General features: G+C 68.3%; 14 protein-coding genes. 5 read left to right on the top strand and 9 right to left on the bottom strand.

The features are described from left to right. Positions 1-142 precede the first annotated feature (142 nt). From G5C50_RS14585 to G5C50_RS14605, 5 genes are all read right to left on the bottom strand, one after another. Positions 143-1,522 (bottom strand): c-type cytochrome domain-containing protein, encoded by a 1,380-nt coding sequence (locus G5C50_RS14585; RefSeq protein ID WP_165070594.1) that lies wholly within the window; start codon positions 1,520-1,522, stop codon positions 143-145. Between the two features lie 111 nt (positions 1,523-1,633). After that, positions 1,634-2,722 (bottom strand): hypothetical protein, encoded by a 1,089-nt coding sequence (locus tag G5C50_RS14590; protein ID WP_165070595.1) that lies wholly within the window; start codon positions 2,720-2,722, stop codon positions 1,634-1,636. 81 nt (positions 2,723-2,803) lie between these two features. Continuing rightward, positions 2,804-3,727, bottom strand: coding sequence for a 5-oxoprolinase subunit C family protein (locus tag G5C50_RS14595; RefSeq protein WP_165070597.1), 924 nt, complete (start codon positions 3,725-3,727; stop codon positions 2,804-2,806). After that, the gene (locus G5C50_RS14600) at positions 3,724-4,446 is read right to left on the bottom strand and encodes a 5-oxoprolinase subunit PxpA (protein WP_165070599.1); all 723 of its coding nucleotides are present in this window, start codon (positions 4,444-4,446) and stop codon (positions 3,724-3,726) included. Before G5C50_RS14600 ends, G5C50_RS14595 begins: the two co-directional genes overlap by 4 nt. Next, entirely contained in the window at positions 4,433-5,086 is a 654-nt protein-coding gene (locus tag G5C50_RS14605; RefSeq protein ID WP_165070600.1) for a 5-oxoprolinase subunit B family protein, read from the bottom strand. The genes G5C50_RS14600 and G5C50_RS14605 overlap by 14 nt, the downstream gene beginning before the upstream one ends. Positions 5,087-5,274: 188 nt before the next feature. Here G5C50_RS14605 and G5C50_RS14610 point away from each other — a divergent pair, with 188 nt between their 5' ends. Beyond that, positions 5,275-5,562, top strand: a complete 288-nt coding sequence (locus G5C50_RS14610) for a hypothetical protein (protein ID WP_165070602.1) — start codon at positions 5,275-5,277, stop codon at positions 5,560-5,562. Positions 5,563-5,689: 127 nt separating this feature from the next. Beyond that, the gene (locus G5C50_RS14615) at positions 5,690-6,946 is read left to right on the top strand and encodes a hypothetical protein (RefSeq protein WP_165070604.1); all 1,257 of its coding nucleotides are present in this window, start codon (positions 5,690-5,692) and stop codon (positions 6,944-6,946) included. Here the strand turns inward: G5C50_RS14615 and G5C50_RS14620 are convergent. Both G5C50_RS14620 and G5C50_RS14625 read right to left on the bottom strand, forming a co-directional pair. Further along, positions 6,867-8,327: a glycosyltransferase family 39 protein gene (locus G5C50_RS14620; RefSeq protein WP_165070605.1), complete on the bottom strand. Its 1,461-nt coding sequence runs from the start codon at positions 8,325-8,327 to the stop codon at positions 6,867-6,869. The genes G5C50_RS14615 and G5C50_RS14620 overlap by 80 nt on opposite strands. Beyond that, on the bottom strand, positions 8,324-9,811 hold the full coding sequence (locus tag G5C50_RS14625; protein WP_165070607.1) for a hypothetical protein: 1,488 nt from the start codon (positions 9,809-9,811) through the stop codon (positions 8,324-8,326). The genes G5C50_RS14620 and G5C50_RS14625 overlap by 4 nt, the downstream gene beginning before the upstream one ends. A 225-nt stretch (positions 9,812-10,036) precedes the next feature. Here G5C50_RS14625 and G5C50_RS14630 point away from each other — a divergent pair, with 225 nt between their 5' ends. Next, on the top strand, positions 10,037-10,837 hold the full coding sequence (locus tag G5C50_RS14630) for an enoyl-ACP reductase FabI (protein ID WP_165070609.1): 801 nt from the start codon (positions 10,037-10,039) through the stop codon (positions 10,835-10,837). A gap of 2 nt (positions 10,838-10,839) precedes the next feature. Further along, entirely contained in the window at positions 10,840-11,265 is a 426-nt protein-coding gene (locus G5C50_RS14635; RefSeq protein WP_165070611.1) for a (deoxy)nucleoside triphosphate pyrophosphohydrolase, read from the top strand. A gap of 98 nt (positions 11,266-11,363) precedes the next feature. On the opposite strand, the gene G5C50_RS14640 is transcribed toward G5C50_RS14635, so the two are convergent. Beyond that, positions 11,364-11,765: a bacteriohemerythrin gene (locus tag G5C50_RS14640; RefSeq protein ID WP_165070613.1), complete on the bottom strand. Its 402-nt coding sequence runs from the start codon at positions 11,763-11,765 to the stop codon at positions 11,364-11,366. Between the two features lie 206 nt (positions 11,766-11,971). Beyond that, positions 11,972-12,100, bottom strand: a complete 129-nt coding sequence (locus G5C50_RS32950) for a hypothetical protein (protein ID WP_255487498.1) — start codon at positions 12,098-12,100, stop codon at positions 11,972-11,974. A 425-nt stretch (positions 12,101-12,525) separates the two neighbouring features. Between G5C50_RS32950 and G5C50_RS14645 the strand changes: the two genes are divergently transcribed. Further along, positions 12,526-13,854, top strand: coding sequence for a glycosyltransferase family 4 protein (locus tag G5C50_RS14645; protein WP_165070615.1), 1,329 nt, complete (start codon positions 12,526-12,528; stop codon positions 13,852-13,854). The last annotated feature ends 37 nt before the right edge of the window (positions 13,855-13,891 follow it).

Genomic DNA, 13,891 nt, shown 5'->3' on the forward strand with positions numbered 1-13,891 from the left:
CCGGGGGGAGAAGGGACGAGGCGCGAGGCGCCTTGATCGAGGTTGGGGGAGTGACGCGTTCAATGCCGGTCGCCCCCACATCCGGCCGTGCGGGCCACCTTCCCCCGCGAGAGGGGAAGGCCGTTATGGTTCAAATGCGGGCTTACTGATCGCCGCCGTAGGCGGAGGCGATCCATTCGCCGGTCTGGGTCAGGAACTCCCCGCGGTCGACGCCGTAGACGTCCTTGACGACGTCGTCGATCTTCGCGCCGCCCTGTTTGCTGATCTCCTTGAGGAACTGCGGGAAGACCGGCCGGAACATGGGGGAGGTGAGGCATTCGACGAGGCCGAAGCTGACGCCGTGGAATTCGTCGGGGGAGACGTTGTCGCCGCCGCCGGCGAGGACCTCGGTCGCCTTGGTGGGCCAGCCGCGACGGAAGGCGTCGAGGGCGTCCATCCGGAGCTTCTGCGCCGGGCCGCTGCGACCTTCGAGGGCGACGACGCCGCCGAGGCCCTCGGCCAGCCAGCGGGGGGCGCCCGCGGCGGCAGCGGCGCCTCGGGTGACGTTCTCCGTGAGGAGGCTGGTGGTCGAGCGTCGGCCGGCCTCGGCGGGCTCGGGTCGACGGCTGCGGCCCTTGCGGCGGGGAGCGGCGGCCGTCGCCGCCGATTCGGTCGCGGCCTCGGGGGGCGAGTAGACCACGACGTAAGGCTGGGTCGTCTTCAGATCGGCGTCGCCGTCCTCATGCTCGTCGACCTCGCGCTGCTTGACCGTGCGGACGAATTCCACGTAGTCCTTACGCTCAGGGAAGACGTACAGACCGACCTTCTCCGGCCAGTTCGTCATCTCCGCGCCCAGGGCGCGGCGGATCGCGCCGAGCGAGCTTTCCATCGACTTGATGAGTCGCGTCGCGCGATCTTTCGGGAGGGTGCTGAACAGGGCGTAGTGTTCGGAGGTCTCGATCTCGGGTTTGAGTTCAGGGTTGGCCTTCTTCCAGCGTTCGAGGCCCGCTTCCTTGACCTTGGCGTCGCGTTCCTCGGGGCTGAGCTTGGCCGTGTTGGCCTTGGCGACGTCGTCCAGCGACGCGGCGTAGCTCTTGAACGGGGCCTTGGGGTTGAGGCCAGCGTCGAGCTTGGCGCCGGCCTTGATCCAGGCCTCCATCGCGGCGATCGCCGGAGCGCCCAGGCGGACGTCGTTCCCCCCCTGGGGCATCCTCGGGGTTTCTTCGCCCTTGACCCGCAGGACGAGGTGGCTTTCCTCGGGCTTGCCGGGTTCGGCGGCGGGGCCGTCGTTGCCCCCCTTGATGAACTTGTCGAACGAGGTCATGTCGAGCTTGCCGCGATTCGCCCCCGGCCGGCCGGGGCTGTGGCAGCCGACGCAGTTCGCCACCAGGATCGGGGCGACGTCGCGGGCGAACGAGGGGCCCTCGGCCTTGGGGGCGTCGGCTTTCCCCGACTGGGCCCTGGCCGGACCGGCTGCGAGGAGGCCCCACGCTGCGGCGAGACCCAGTGCGAACACGCAGGGTCGGCTGGTGGCTGTCGTCATGCTGTCATCCCCCCAGGCGGCGGCGGGCGAAATGGACTTGCACTCCATTTTTCGCCCATCGATCCGGTTTGGCAAGGCGCGCGAAAGCGCCCCAGTATGGGGGAAACGGTCTTATCGGGCGATCGTGACGGGAATCTCGGCGGAGGCGGTCCGACCGTTGGCGGCGTCGGCCTGGTAGAGCCGCAACGTGTAGGGGCCCGGGGCGATCGAATCGGGCAGGGTGATGAGCGTGGCGACGTACGAGTCGCGCCGCTTCGTCCGGCAGCGGTCGGCGGCCTCGCCGGAGACCTCCCACGCTTTCTCGCCGTTTCCGGGGCGGATCAACTCAACGCGGGTGGCGACGTGCGAGGCGAATCCTTCCGCTTCGGGGCGGTATTCCAGGCCGACCAGCTCGCAATAGACCAGGGCGGATTTGCCCGGTCGGAGAGCCCTGGCGTTCAGGGGCTCGAACGAGCCGAAGCCGTTGATCTTGCGGCAGAGCTGCACCGCGCCGATGGTCAGCGGCGGGGGCTCGTCCGAGATGGGCGTGGGGAGCGACGCCTCCGATTCCACCGACTTCGCCTCAGGCTCCGGCTGGGGCTCGATGGGGGCCGATTCAGGCTCGGGAGTCTTCCTGGGCTCGGGGGTTTTCTCGGGCTCAGTCGCCTCGACTGGGACCTCGACCTCGACCGACGCCGGTTTGACGGCGACATCCATCGGGGGAGCCGCCGGGGCAGGCTCGGCCGTCGTCGTGGGAGCGGGGTCCGAGGTGGGTTCAGGGGCCGGGGCGGGGGCGACCTCCGGCTCGGAAGCCGGTTCGGGAGGGATCGGCTGGGCCGTCGCGATGGCCCGGAGGGTCCTCGCACGGTCGTCCTCGGCGGCCTCGGCCCGTCGCAGGGCGGCGTCGAGCATCGGGGTGGGGGCCGGGGTCGCCTCGGCCGTGGCCTCGGGCTGAGGTTCGGCCGGGGAGGGCGTCGGCATCGTCCGCGAGGGGACGGCGGGCGCTGCGGCCGGGACCGTCGCGGTCGTCGGGTTGGCGGCCACGACGGGAGCCAGTTCGGGGATCGCCTCGCGCTCCATGGTTGAAGCCAGCGTGGGAGCGCCGGGAGGCGCATCGGCCAGTCGTTGGAACGGCGATCGGCGGCAGCCGGCGGTGACTGCCAGGACGGCCGAACAGGCCATCAAAGCCAGAACGCGCCGGCCTGGGCGAGCATGCGACATCGAACGACCCCTGCCTGAAACACCTTCGAGAGGCGACGTGAAGAGGCCGTGATGTACCCCAAGACGCCCAAACCGGCAAGCTCAACCGAGTGCGTCTCGCGCCGCGGCGGCGATCCGCAGATCCCGGAGCCGCAAGGTCTCGCGACGTTCCCGGTCCAGCCGGCGAGCCTCGGCCAGTTCCAACGCCCTGAACGCGGTCGAGTCCCCCGGCCAGAGCCTTCCCAGGCGGTCGAGGTCGGCCGAGATCACCTGGGCGACGTGCGGATATCCTCCCATCGTGCCGCTGGCGACCCCCAGCACGATCAGCCCGCCCCTCGTCGCCTGGATCGCTCCCGGTATCACAGGGGCTGAGAGCCGATCCAGGTCGGCTGCAACCTCGATCAATCCCTCCAGTCGCAGACCCATCCGGTTGCTTTGAGGCGAGACGCGGAACGACCCGTCGACCAGCGCTCTCCGGTCGATCCGCGACCAGTCGGGGCCGGGGAGGATTCGGATCGGTCCCGTTTCCTCGTCTGCATCCGGGAATCGTCGCGATTCCAACTGGCTCGGCCCGGCGGGAAGGAAGTCGCCGGCGCGGAGGGGCTTCTCAGTCGACCGGCCGCTCAGGCGGACTTCTGTCCGAAATCCGCCGGGCGTCGCCAGATAGGCGCGGGCCGAGCCTTCGAGGCGGCCCAGGACGAGCTGGTCTCCCTCGCGGAGCCAGCCGCTGCCGGGCGAGGCCACGGGCCGCCGGCTGTCTTTGCCGACGATCTCCGCGTTCATCTCCGCACCGGCCAGGGCGATCCCCACGTCGCCGGTCGCCTGAAAGACCCCGCCCCGGAGCGTCATCTCGAGCGCGGCCGGGCCGGGGGCGTCCCCTGCCAGGGCCGTCGCTAGCTGGTACGACTCCCGATCGGCCGCACCGCCCAGGGGAACCCCGAACGCCCGCAGACCCGGTCGACCCAGGTCCTGAACCGTCGTGAAGAACCCCGGATCGATCACCAGCAGGCCGGCCGAGTTGTTCAAGGCGAGTCCCCCGCGAACGGTCGCACGGCGATCCCCAGACCGTCCAGAATCGCCCGCAGCCGGTCGGCGTGGGCGACGGCGTCCGGGTGGTCGCCGTGCAGGCAGAGGGTGCGGACGCGACCGCCTTCCAGCAGGGCGCGGACGTTGGCGGCCAGTTCGTCGGGGTCGTGGATGACGGCGTCCGGCTGGGTTCGGGGCGTTAACGAGCCGTCGGGGAGGTAGCGGCGGTCGGGGAAGCCTTCCGGGATGTACTCCACGCCCGCCGCCTTTGCCAGCGATTCCAGCCGAGTCCCCGGCTGCCCCAGCAGCGGCAGACCCAGCGAGACGGCCGCCGCGACAACCCCCCGGGCCGTGGCCTCCCCGCGCTGAGCCTGGTTGTAGAGAGCGCCGTGGGGTTTCAGGAACCGGATCGGGACGCCCTCCGCATCGGCCAGTTCCTTCAAGAAGAGCGCCTGGTTTGCAACCAGGAGGTTGACGGTTTCAGCGTCCAGGTCCATGTCGCGCCGGCCGAAGCCCTCGCGGTCGGGATAGCCGGGGTGTGCTCCGACGACCACGCCCCGAGTACGGGCCGCGGCGAGCGTCCGGCGTATCGCGGCCGGGTCGCCGGCGTGGGCGCCGCAGGAAAGACTCGCGGAGGAGACCCGCTCCAGCAGGGCCTCGTCATTGGGGAAACCTTCGCCGAGGTCGGCGTTGACGTCGATGGAGTCAGAGAGGTTCATCGGTCCTCGCCTCGAACTCGTCGCGATCGATGGGCTGGAACCGGATGCTGTCGCCGGCGCGGATGGGGAAGCGGCCGGCGTCGGGATCGGCGATCCGCAGCGGCGTGCGGCCGAGCAGCCGCCAGCCGCCGGGGGATGGGAACGGGTAGATCCCCGTCTGTCGCCCCGCGATGGCCACGGAACCCGCCGGCACGCTCGTCCGAGGGGCGTCGAGTCGAGGGAGGCCGCAAAGCTCCTCGGGAAGATACCCCGCGTACGGGAACCCGGGCAGGAAGCCGACGGCGAACACCCGGTAATCGCGCTCCGAATGCCGAGCGACCACCTCGGCCGGCGTCATCCCGAGCCGTTCCGCCGCGTCGGCCAGGTCGGGGCCGTCGTAGAGGACGGGGATCTCGTGGCGGACACCTTCGCCGGTCGGGGCGTCATCGGGATCCAATCCGGTCAGCGCCTCGGCGAGTGCATCCAGGTCACAGGCGGCCGGATCGGCAAGGACGGCCGTCGAGCGATACGCCAGCACAACGTCGATCACCCCTGGAAGGGCTCGGTTCCGGACCTCTTCCGCCCAGCGTCGAGCAAGGTCCTCGTGATCGAATCGAGCCATAAAGGCCCGATCGCCCAACGGTTCCAGCTTGGCGTGCATCGGTGGGCTCCCCCGGAGTCGCTTCATTCCTATGGTTTTAGGGCGATGTCCACGGGCGAGCAAGCCGTCGAGAATTTTCGGTATTCCAGGTTTTCTTGAAATGAAACCCCATCTCCCGCGTTGATAAGATCGTAGGGTTGCGCGTGGACTGATGAAATCGCGCCCGCAATATCCAGGGAAGGTCGAAAATGAAACTGCGGTCGATCATCGCCCTGAGCTTCCTGATCCTCACGGTCTTCGCGGCGATCCTCGGCAGTTTGCAGCCGGACGTCGAGACGCAGGCGGCCAATGACGACTGGTCGATCTTCGCCGTATGGAACGCCGGGGCCGAGCCTGGGGGTGTTGAGGCGATTCCCCCCCATCTGCTTGAAGTCTACGCCCCGGATGATGGGCTCATCGCCCCTCGTCCGCTCCAGCCCATGGGGATACCGTCGGTGCGTGGGGCTGTGGAAGTGGGTGAGCTGACCAAGCGCTGAGCTTGAGCCTGGCGATTCGGCCCCTTCCGGCTCGAGATTTGTTAGGATCGCTGATGAGTGAGGGTCGGCTGCGCGCGAGCAAGGGCTCGCAACCGGCCGCGACCCGAGGCCCTTGGCGAGGCCGAACATGATCTCGACGATGCTGGCGGCGTTCGCGGTCCTGATGTTCGCTCCTCCCCCTGTGCAGGAACCGAAAACCGGCGTGGCGCCGGTCCAGGTCCCCACGACGGCAGCCGACAGGGTGACGCTCCGCGACGGCAAGGTGATCCTCGGGCTGGTGACGTCGCAGGCGGCAGGGCCCAGGGTCGGGTTCGACATGCTCGTCCGACGTGACTGGGCCGAGGCCCACGTCCCCGACCTGGCCGCGAAGTGGGTCCGCAACGCCGGGACGATGCGCAAGCCGGCCGTCGCCGAACGTCGCCGGCGGCTGGAAGCCTGGCGCGACGAGCGCAGCCGGTTCGTCGGGGGCGGCGACAAGGTCCTGGTCTGGATCGACGCCGAGTTGAAGCGGCTGGAGGACCCCAAGGCGCTCGACGCCCCCTTGCTTTCGATCCACATCGCCCGCGACGGCTGCCGGACGGCCGAGCGGAACTCGGACGCCTCGCGCAGGATGCTCGCGCTGGCCTGGCTTTCCAATCTGCCGAACCCGGAAGATGCGACGCCGGGCGAGTTGACGGATTCCGTCGAGGCCCGCGGGTTCATGGTGGAAGGGACCGAGGTGCCGTCGCTCGATCGCCTGCTGCCGATCGTCACGGAGCCCGAGGCGAAGTGGCTGGCACGTCGCGCCGCGACCGAGCTGACCGTCGATTCCGGCCGACGCTTCATCCGCTACAACAACGTCCTGCTCCCCGAGCAGACCGACGGCCAGGCCCTCAACGCACCGCTCGACCTGAACTCGGCGCTCGGCCAACTCGCCGGCCTCCTCGATCCATCGGCCGCCGCGACGGACCCGCTCGCCCCGGCCCTGGCGAAGATCAGCGCCCAGGGAGGCCGAGGAGCCGTCGTGACCCGGATGGACATGGCCCCGGATCTGTCGCAGGTCCGCGTCGACATCGCCCTCTGGGTCCGCGGCCCGCAGGGGTGGGTCGAGTTCGGCTCGCGCAACGCGGTCGCCCGGCCCGACGACGCAGCACCAGCCGCGACGGCCGTCCTGGAGAACGATCCCCAGATCCAGTCCGTCTTCAACTTCGCCGACGCCCTCGGCCTGGGGACCGTCACCGCCGAGATGAAGCAGCGCGGCCTCCGCATGGGCGCCGCCACCTCGAAGGCGCTCGGGCAGGCTCGCTCGGCCTTCTCGCAGGACCTCAGCGGCCTGGCGTTCCCGGTGCTGGAGGCGGCTCCGGCGCCGGCGGCCGGGCCGGCGAATCCTCCGGGAGCGGGATGAGCTGGTACAGGATGAACGACGATTCCGTCCGTGAAGGGTCTGGGCCATCGTCCGAATAGGACATCCAACTGATCGGCCCCAGGGGGAGCAGGTCGTTTCTGAAGGTCGCCGAATCCGGATTGTTCCAGGCGACGAGCACGAAGCGTGATGGATCTCGGCGTTCGCGCGTCGCATCCTCGAGGCGGAACGGCCGGACGTCGACGGCCGGGCCGAAGTAGTAGCGGGCCGTCTCGGCTTCGACGTTCGGCTCGGCGGACGACATGACGAACACGACGAGTTTTGCGCCCGGGGGCAAGGGGGCACGGAGGGCCGCCTGGACGCAGGGCCGCCAGTCGGACTTCGTCGGGGTCGAGGGCGCGTAGACCGTCACCAGGACCCCCACGCCTACGGCGGCCGCCGTTGCCGTCAGAGCGGGCAGTCGGGCCATCCCCTGAGCCACAAGGATCAGGAACGCCGGGGAGCAATAGAGCGTGTATCGAGGAGGCCCGAAGATCGGGTTGCCGATCCACGAGTAGGCGTAGAGCACGGTCGGCGGCAGCACGAGCCAGGCCGCCAGGCAACTCGGCGCGGGCCAGGATCGTTCCCCGCCCCGATTCCGTCGCCACAGTCCCCAGGCGATCAGGGCGACGACCCCCGCGAGCGTCGCGAAGTTGCCGCCGAGGAATCCGATCGGCGTTCCGAGCAGAAATTTGATCGGCAGCTTTCCCGAGAGGAACTCGGGGGCATGGTCGAAGTAGAACCGCAGCCACCACGACGAGGCCACGACCGGGATCAGGTGCGCCGCCGTCCAGGTCCGCCACGTTCCGAAGAACCCCTTCGCGTCCATCGCCGAGGCGATCGCCAGCGTCGCCGCCATCGGCAGAGCCAGGGGATGCGTGAACATCGTCAGGAACAGGCAAGCGACGTAGGCGACGATCTTCGCACGCCTCGGCTCGGCTCGCATCCAGAACAACAGCGTCCACGCGAGCGTCGTCAAGAAGACGAGCAGGGCGTACATCCGGACCTCGCGCGAGTAGTACACGAGGAGCGGACTCAACGTCCCCAACCCCATCGCCCAGAGCCCTGTCTTCCGGTCGAAGGCCAATCGGCCGAGCGGATAGAGCAGGGCGACCGTCCCCACCCCAAACAGCACGCTGAGCGCCCTGCCCGAGGCCTCCGAAACGCCGAAGGCCCGCAGCCATCCCTGGAGAAGCATCGGATGCAGCGGCGCGCGGGTGGCGTCGATCCGGAAGAGCAGGTCGACGAGCGCCCGGGGCGACGACGTCTCCGCCAGCCGCATCGTGACGACCTCGTCATACCAGAAGGCGTCGTCGCCGAGGCGCCAGGCGCGAAGGCCCAGCGCGATGAACAGGACGGCTACGGCCGTCGCCCAGGCCCTCACGTCTGAGGGCCTTTTCGGCTTGAGAGCTCCTGGGATCGAGCCCCTAACGGCCTTCCCCCCTCGCGGGGGAAGGTGGCCGCGAAGCGGCCGGATGAGGGGGGATCGGCGGTGGGCTCAGGGCAGACTACCGATTGCGCGTCCGTGGCCGGTCGCCCCCTCATCCGGCCTTCGGCCACCTTCCCCCGCGAGGGGGGAAGGCCGATTCGCAACGCTTCCGATGGGTGCGAAGCTGACCGCGCGTCCGCCGGGGCTTCCTCCGCCGGCCTGAGTGCCGGAGGAGGCAGCTGCTTCGGGTTCCGGATGCGGTCCAGCTCGTCGAGCAGGTCGTCTTTCAGGTCGCCGTGGGTGTCGAACGGGCGGGAGCGGTTCTTGGGCATGACGAACTGGTTCCAGAACAGGTCGCCCGCCTGACCGCCGACGAACAGCAAAGCCAGCGCGATCGTCGCCCACGGCCGGGTGATTCGCCCCATGGCCGCCATCCCCTCGCAGAGCAACAGGTGGTACGTCGGGACGAGCGACAGGATCAGCCGACCGTGGAACGGATACTGCCGCAGGGCCGACACCGCCAACTGCACCACCAGCGGGCTGACCACCATGAAGAGCCCGCCCGGCCAGCGCCGGGCCATCGAGACCGCCCCAATGATCGCCACGAGCGACGCCAGCGCGGCCGTTACGATGAAGTCGAACGGCGTCAGCACGCTCCCCGGGTTGATGAAGACGTTGGCGATGGTCTCCAGCGTGAACCGGGCGTCGGTCCAGCTTTTGGGGGGGATCGGCATGAAGGCGAAGTCCCACCAGACCCAGAGGAAATCCCGCTTGGGGGCGATCGACCGTGAGAGCAGGAAGCAGCCCAGGAAGCTGACGAACCACACGCCGCACACGAGCACCGCTTTCGACGCTCCCCGGCGGCCCTCGGCCTTCCAGGATCGTGCGGTCAGGTGCAACCCCACACCCGCCAGCGCGAACACGACGGGGAACGAGAACCAGGGGGCCACCGCCCCCCAGATCCCCAACCGGACGAGGCGGCGTTTGGACGGCTCCCCCGGGCCAGGGGGAACGGCCAGCAGAAGCGTGATCATGGCCGCGAGGAGGTCGCACACGTACGGCTTGATCTCGGACGAGTAGTAGATGAGGTGGTCGGCCAGCGCCAGCATCCACACGGCGATCGGCACGGCGTGGGGATCCAGATATTTTCGGGCGAGCGGCAGGATCAGGAGCATGCTTGCCAGCCCGCAGATCAGCGGGAAGAGCCGGCCGGCCGCCTTGTTGGGGATCGGCAGGCGGACCATGACCCGCTCGACGGCCAGGAAGCCCGGCGGCGCGAGCTGGTCCTGCTTCATCTCGTGGGAGAACTCGAAGATCGGCACGCCGACGAGGTTCTTCAGCAGGGCGCCCTCGTCGATATAGAGGTCGCGCATGTCGCTGTATTCGCTGATCCGGAGCAGGATTCCGACCAGAACGCCCAGGCGGATGAACCAGCCCATGCGGCCGATTCCGCCAGTGGAGTCGTCGGATGCTGCTATTACGACGGGTTGGGACGGTTCGGTTTCCAACGCGAGCCTCGCCTCGTCGCGCCGTCGCGCGGGTAAACTGGACGTTGTCGGTTTTTTGGGGTCCGGGTATTGTACAGGACTTCGCCCGCGACGATGAATCGGGCCGATTACGGAACCGTGGAAAGCCGTGCCGAGAGGCCGCCGAAAGGGATCACGATGGGACTGTTCACCGGGAAGAAGGGCGTCGTGCTGGGGGTCGCCAACGATTTCAGCATCGCCTGGGCCGTGACCCGCAAGCTCCTGGACGAGGGGGCTGAGGTCGGCTTCACGCACCTGCCCGGCGACAAGATGGAGCGCCGGGTGCGGAAGCTCGCCGACCCCATCGGCGCCAAGCTCATCACCCCCTGCGACGTGCAGAAGGACGAGGACATCGCCCGCGTCTTCAAGGAAGCCGGCGAGGTCTACGGCAAGCTCGACTTCGTCCTGCACTCGATCGCCTTCGCGCCGCTGGACGACCTGAAGTGCTCGTTCGTGAACTCCAGCCGCGAGGGCTTCAAGACGGCCATGGAGATCAGCGCCTACAGCCTGGCGGCTGTCTCCCGAGAGGCCGCGAAGGTCATGCCCGAAGGGGGCTCGATCCTCACGCTGACCTACTACGGCGGCGAGAAGGTCGTCCCCGGCTACAACATGATGGGCGTCTGCAAGGCTGCGCTCGACGCCTCGGTGAAGTACCTGGCGTATGACCTCGGCCCGAAGAACATCCGGGTCAACGCGGTTTCCGCCGGCCCGGTGAAGACGCTGGCGGCCTCCGCCGTGGGCGACTTCGACGACCTCTCCGGCCTGTACGACGCCGTCTCGCCCATGCAGCGGAACATCACCCGCGACGAGGTGGGGGCCTCCGGCATGTTCCTGCTCTCCGACCTCGCCACGGGGATCACCGGCGAGATCCTCCACGTCGACTGCGGCTACAACGTGATGGGCTCCCCCGGCCGGGCCCTGGAAAAGGCCAAGGCCTGACCATGACCGAACCGTCCCATGCCTACGAGGGGTTCAAGACGACCCTCGTCGGCATCGGCATCATCCGACGCCCCTCCGACGGCCGCTTCCTGATCCGCGAGCGCCCGCCCGGCACCGTCTACGCCGGTTACTGGGAGTTCCCCGGCGGCAAGGTCGAGCCCGGCGAGACGCCGGCGGAGACGACCGAGCGCGAATGCCTCGAAGAGACCGGCCTCGCCGTCAAGGCCCACCACCTCCGCGCCCAGATCGAACACACCTACCCCCACGGCCGCGTCCGTCTTCACTTCTTCGATTGCACCCCCATAGACCCCTCGGCCCAGGCCGACGCCGCCTGCCGATGGATCCCCGCCTCGGAGTTGACCTCCTACCGCTTTCCCGAGGCCAACGAGCCGATTCTGGCGCAGCTTGTCGCCGAGGCGACGGCCTGAAGCTGGGGGGGGCTCACGCTCGGTCAAGCCTTGCCGAGGAAGGGGCCTCAGAGGATCGGCCGAGCATGGGATGCTCTTGGTGATTGGGCTGGTCGCTCCTAACGCCTGACGCACTCGCGGAGCTTCACGTCGATCGAGCAGATGTGGCGCTGGAGCCAGTCGCCCAGGGTGCGTTCGATTTTGACGAGGTCGACGAGGGGGAGGCCGTCGGCCTTCAGGTGCGTTTTGATCTCGGCGACGTCGCGGCGAAGCGCGTTGTGGGCGGCGAGATTCGCGGCGGCGGCGGGGCACCGGAGTTCGGCCATGCACTTCTCCTCGTGGGCGAAGTGCGTCTCGGTGTAGTCGACGATGAAGGAGAGCAACCGCGATGCGGCGTCGCGGCCCTGGCCGTGGGCCATGGCGTCGTGGAACTCGTTGAAGCGTCGGATCAGCTCCTGGTGCTCCCGATCGATCACATCGACGCCCGTAGTCATCCGCTCTTGGTTCCAGACGATCGCCATCGCACACCTCCCGGAGGTCGCGACGATCCTCTTGAACCTCTCGCACACATGCGCCGCAGCCTCGCTGGACCTCCATCGTACCCCGTTCCGCAGCCCTGCGACACGATGCCGAGGCCGCCTCAACACGAAGCGGCCGGCGTCGCTCCCATTGGTGCGACGCCGGCCGCTGGATTGCGACGGGCCACTGGCCGTCGATCAGGGCGTCGTCATTTGTTGAAGGCCTTCGCGATTGCGAAGACGACCACCGCGCCGACCACGCCGCCGCCGCAGAGCATGTACAGAAGCGAATATTCGATCGCCGCGTAGACGACGGGCGTTTGCATCAGGATGGACATCGTCGAGCACCTCGTTCGGTGTGGTTTGCGAAGAGAAGAAGACCTCGCCGGCGGCTGGCCGCCTGAAGGTCGTTTCATCGCTCGAAACCCAATGCAAACTCGGCGCCGATGACGTGAACGAGCCTAGAACGACGCGACGATACGCCGTTTGCGTCGACTTCATGGAACGGATGGGTTGAAAACCCGGTGGGACACTCAAGTCGGGAACGACGAGGCGCTTAGATTAGACTTGGAGACAGCCCCAGTGTAAGCTACCGAGGGGCCAAAGTTCGTCGTCGTCCACTTGGGGGTGCTTGGTTCGGGCCGTGGCGGCCTGAATAGTCACCCACCGGCGGCGCAGGTTCTGCACCTGCGTACGGCGAGGATCGCCGGCCGGTCCCCTCGGATCGCCGGTTTGCAGCTGGCGGCGCCTCCAGGAGCGAATGATGACACAAGAGAAGGCCGTCGACGTCGTCAGCACAGACGTCGCGGTCGAGGATCCGCGCATCCTCGTCGTGGCCGAGCACGCCTCGGCTCGATTCGGTGGCGAGGCCATTCTGCCGCTGCACATCTTCCAGCGGCTGAGGCAGCGTGGGATCGACGCTCAGCTCGTGGTTCACGCACGGACGCGCGGCGAGTTGGAGGCCCTGTTGCCCGACGACCGCGACCGCATGCATTTCATCCCCGACACCCGCGCCCACAAACTGCTCAACAGCATGGGGAAGCGACTCCCCGCGCGAGTCGGCTACTTCAGCACAGGTCTGATCAGTCGCATCATCACCGGCGTCTACGCTCGGCGAATCGTAAAGCGGCTGGTGGCGGAGCGCGGCATCGACGTGGTCCACCAGCCCATCCCGGTCTCTCCCCGAGAGCCGTCGATGATCTACGGCGTCGGCGCGCCGGTGGTGATCGGACCGATGAACGGCGGGATGTCGTATCCTCCGGGCTTTCGAGGCCGCGAGTCGGCCTTGGTCTCGGCCTACCTCGGGGTGGGTCGCGTCGCCGCTGGATTAATGCACCGGCTCATGCCCGGGAAGCTCCGGGCTGACATCCTGCTCGTGGCCAATGAACGGAGCGGAAAAGCCCTGCCGGCGGGAATCCGCGGGGAAGTTCAAACGATCATCGAAAACGGCGTCGACCTGAAACTCTGGCCGCCCACCGAGCCCACGTCCACGCCCGGCGAACCGCTCCGCGTCGTGTTCATGGGACGCCTTGTCGACTGGAAGGCGGTCGACCTGCTGCTGGAGGCGATGCGGGATCTCGTCGCCCGCACCCCCGCGCGGTTGACGATCGTCGGCGACGGTCCCATGCGGCCGCAACTGGAAGCCCAGGCGGCTGAACTCGGCATCGCGGATAAGATCGACTTCATCGGCTGGCTGTCTCAGCCGGACTGCGCCGAACTCCTGAAGAAATCAGACGTTCTGGTTTTGCCGAGCCTCCTCGAATGCGGCGGCGCCGTGGTTCTGGAGGCGATGTCGATGTCCTTGCCGGTCGTCGTCACGAACTGGGGAGGGCCGGCGGACTACGTCGACGAGACGTGCGGGATTCTGGTTGAGCCCACCTCGCGCCCGGAATTCATTACGGGTCTCACCGAGGCCCTGGCACGTCTCGCCGCCGCACCGGAACTGCGCCGAAGCCTGGGCCGCGCCGGTCGTGAGCGGATCGTCCGTGAATTCGACTGGGACAAGAAGATCGAGCGGATGCTGGAGGTTTACGAGCCGCTGATCCGGGCGCGGCGGGCGTCGAAGCGGGGCGCGGGCGTCAGCTCGACGTGAGCAAGTACGTCGACATCGAAACGCACGCTGAAACGGG

The sequence above is a fragment of the Paludisphaera rhizosphaerae genome, from assembly GCF_011065895.1.
Lineage (GTDB): Bacteria > Planctomycetota > Planctomycetia > Isosphaerales > Isosphaeraceae > Paludisphaera > Paludisphaera rhizosphaerae.

Excerpts from the sequence above, each read along its gene's own strand:
- G5C50_RS14610 (WP_165070602.1), top strand. The coding sequence starts at position 5,275 with ATGAAACTGCGGTCGATCATCGCCCTGAGCTTCCTGATCCTCACGGTC.
- G5C50_RS14640 (WP_165070613.1), bottom strand. The coding sequence starts at position 11,765 with ATGGCGATCGTCTGGAACCAAGAGCGGATGACTACGGGCGTCGATGTG.
- G5C50_RS14585 (WP_165070594.1), bottom strand. The coding sequence starts at position 1,522 with ATGACGACAGCCACCAGCCGACCCTGCGTGTTCGCACTGGGTCTCGCC.
- G5C50_RS14615 (WP_165070604.1), top strand. The coding sequence starts at position 5,690 with ATGATCTCGACGATGCTGGCGGCGTTCGCGGTCCTGATGTTCGCTCCT.
- G5C50_RS14630 (WP_165070609.1), top strand. The coding sequence starts at position 10,037 with ATGGGACTGTTCACCGGGAAGAAGGGCGTCGTGCTGGGGGTCGCCAAC.
- G5C50_RS32950 (WP_255487498.1), bottom strand. The coding sequence starts at position 12,100 with ATGTCCATCCTGATGCAAACGCCCGTCGTCTACGCGGCGATCGAATAT.
- G5C50_RS14600 (WP_165070599.1), bottom strand. The coding sequence starts at position 4,446 with ATGAACCTCTCTGACTCCATCGACGTCAACGCCGACCTCGGCGAAGGT.
- G5C50_RS14645 (WP_165070615.1), top strand. The coding sequence starts at position 12,526 with ATGACACAAGAGAAGGCCGTCGACGTCGTCAGCACAGACGTCGCGGTC.
- G5C50_RS14635 (WP_165070611.1), top strand. The coding sequence starts at position 10,840 with ATGACCGAACCGTCCCATGCCTACGAGGGGTTCAAGACGACCCTCGTC.
- G5C50_RS14590 (WP_165070595.1), bottom strand. The coding sequence starts at position 2,722 with ATGTCGCATGCTCGCCCAGGCCGGCGCGTTCTGGCTTTGATGGCCTGT.
- G5C50_RS14605 (WP_165070600.1), bottom strand. The coding sequence starts at position 5,086 with ATGCACGCCAAGCTGGAACCGTTGGGCGATCGGGCCTTTATGGCTCGA.
- G5C50_RS14625 (WP_165070607.1), bottom strand. The coding sequence starts at position 9,811 with ATGGGCTGGTTCATCCGCCTGGGCGTTCTGGTCGGAATCCTGCTCCGG.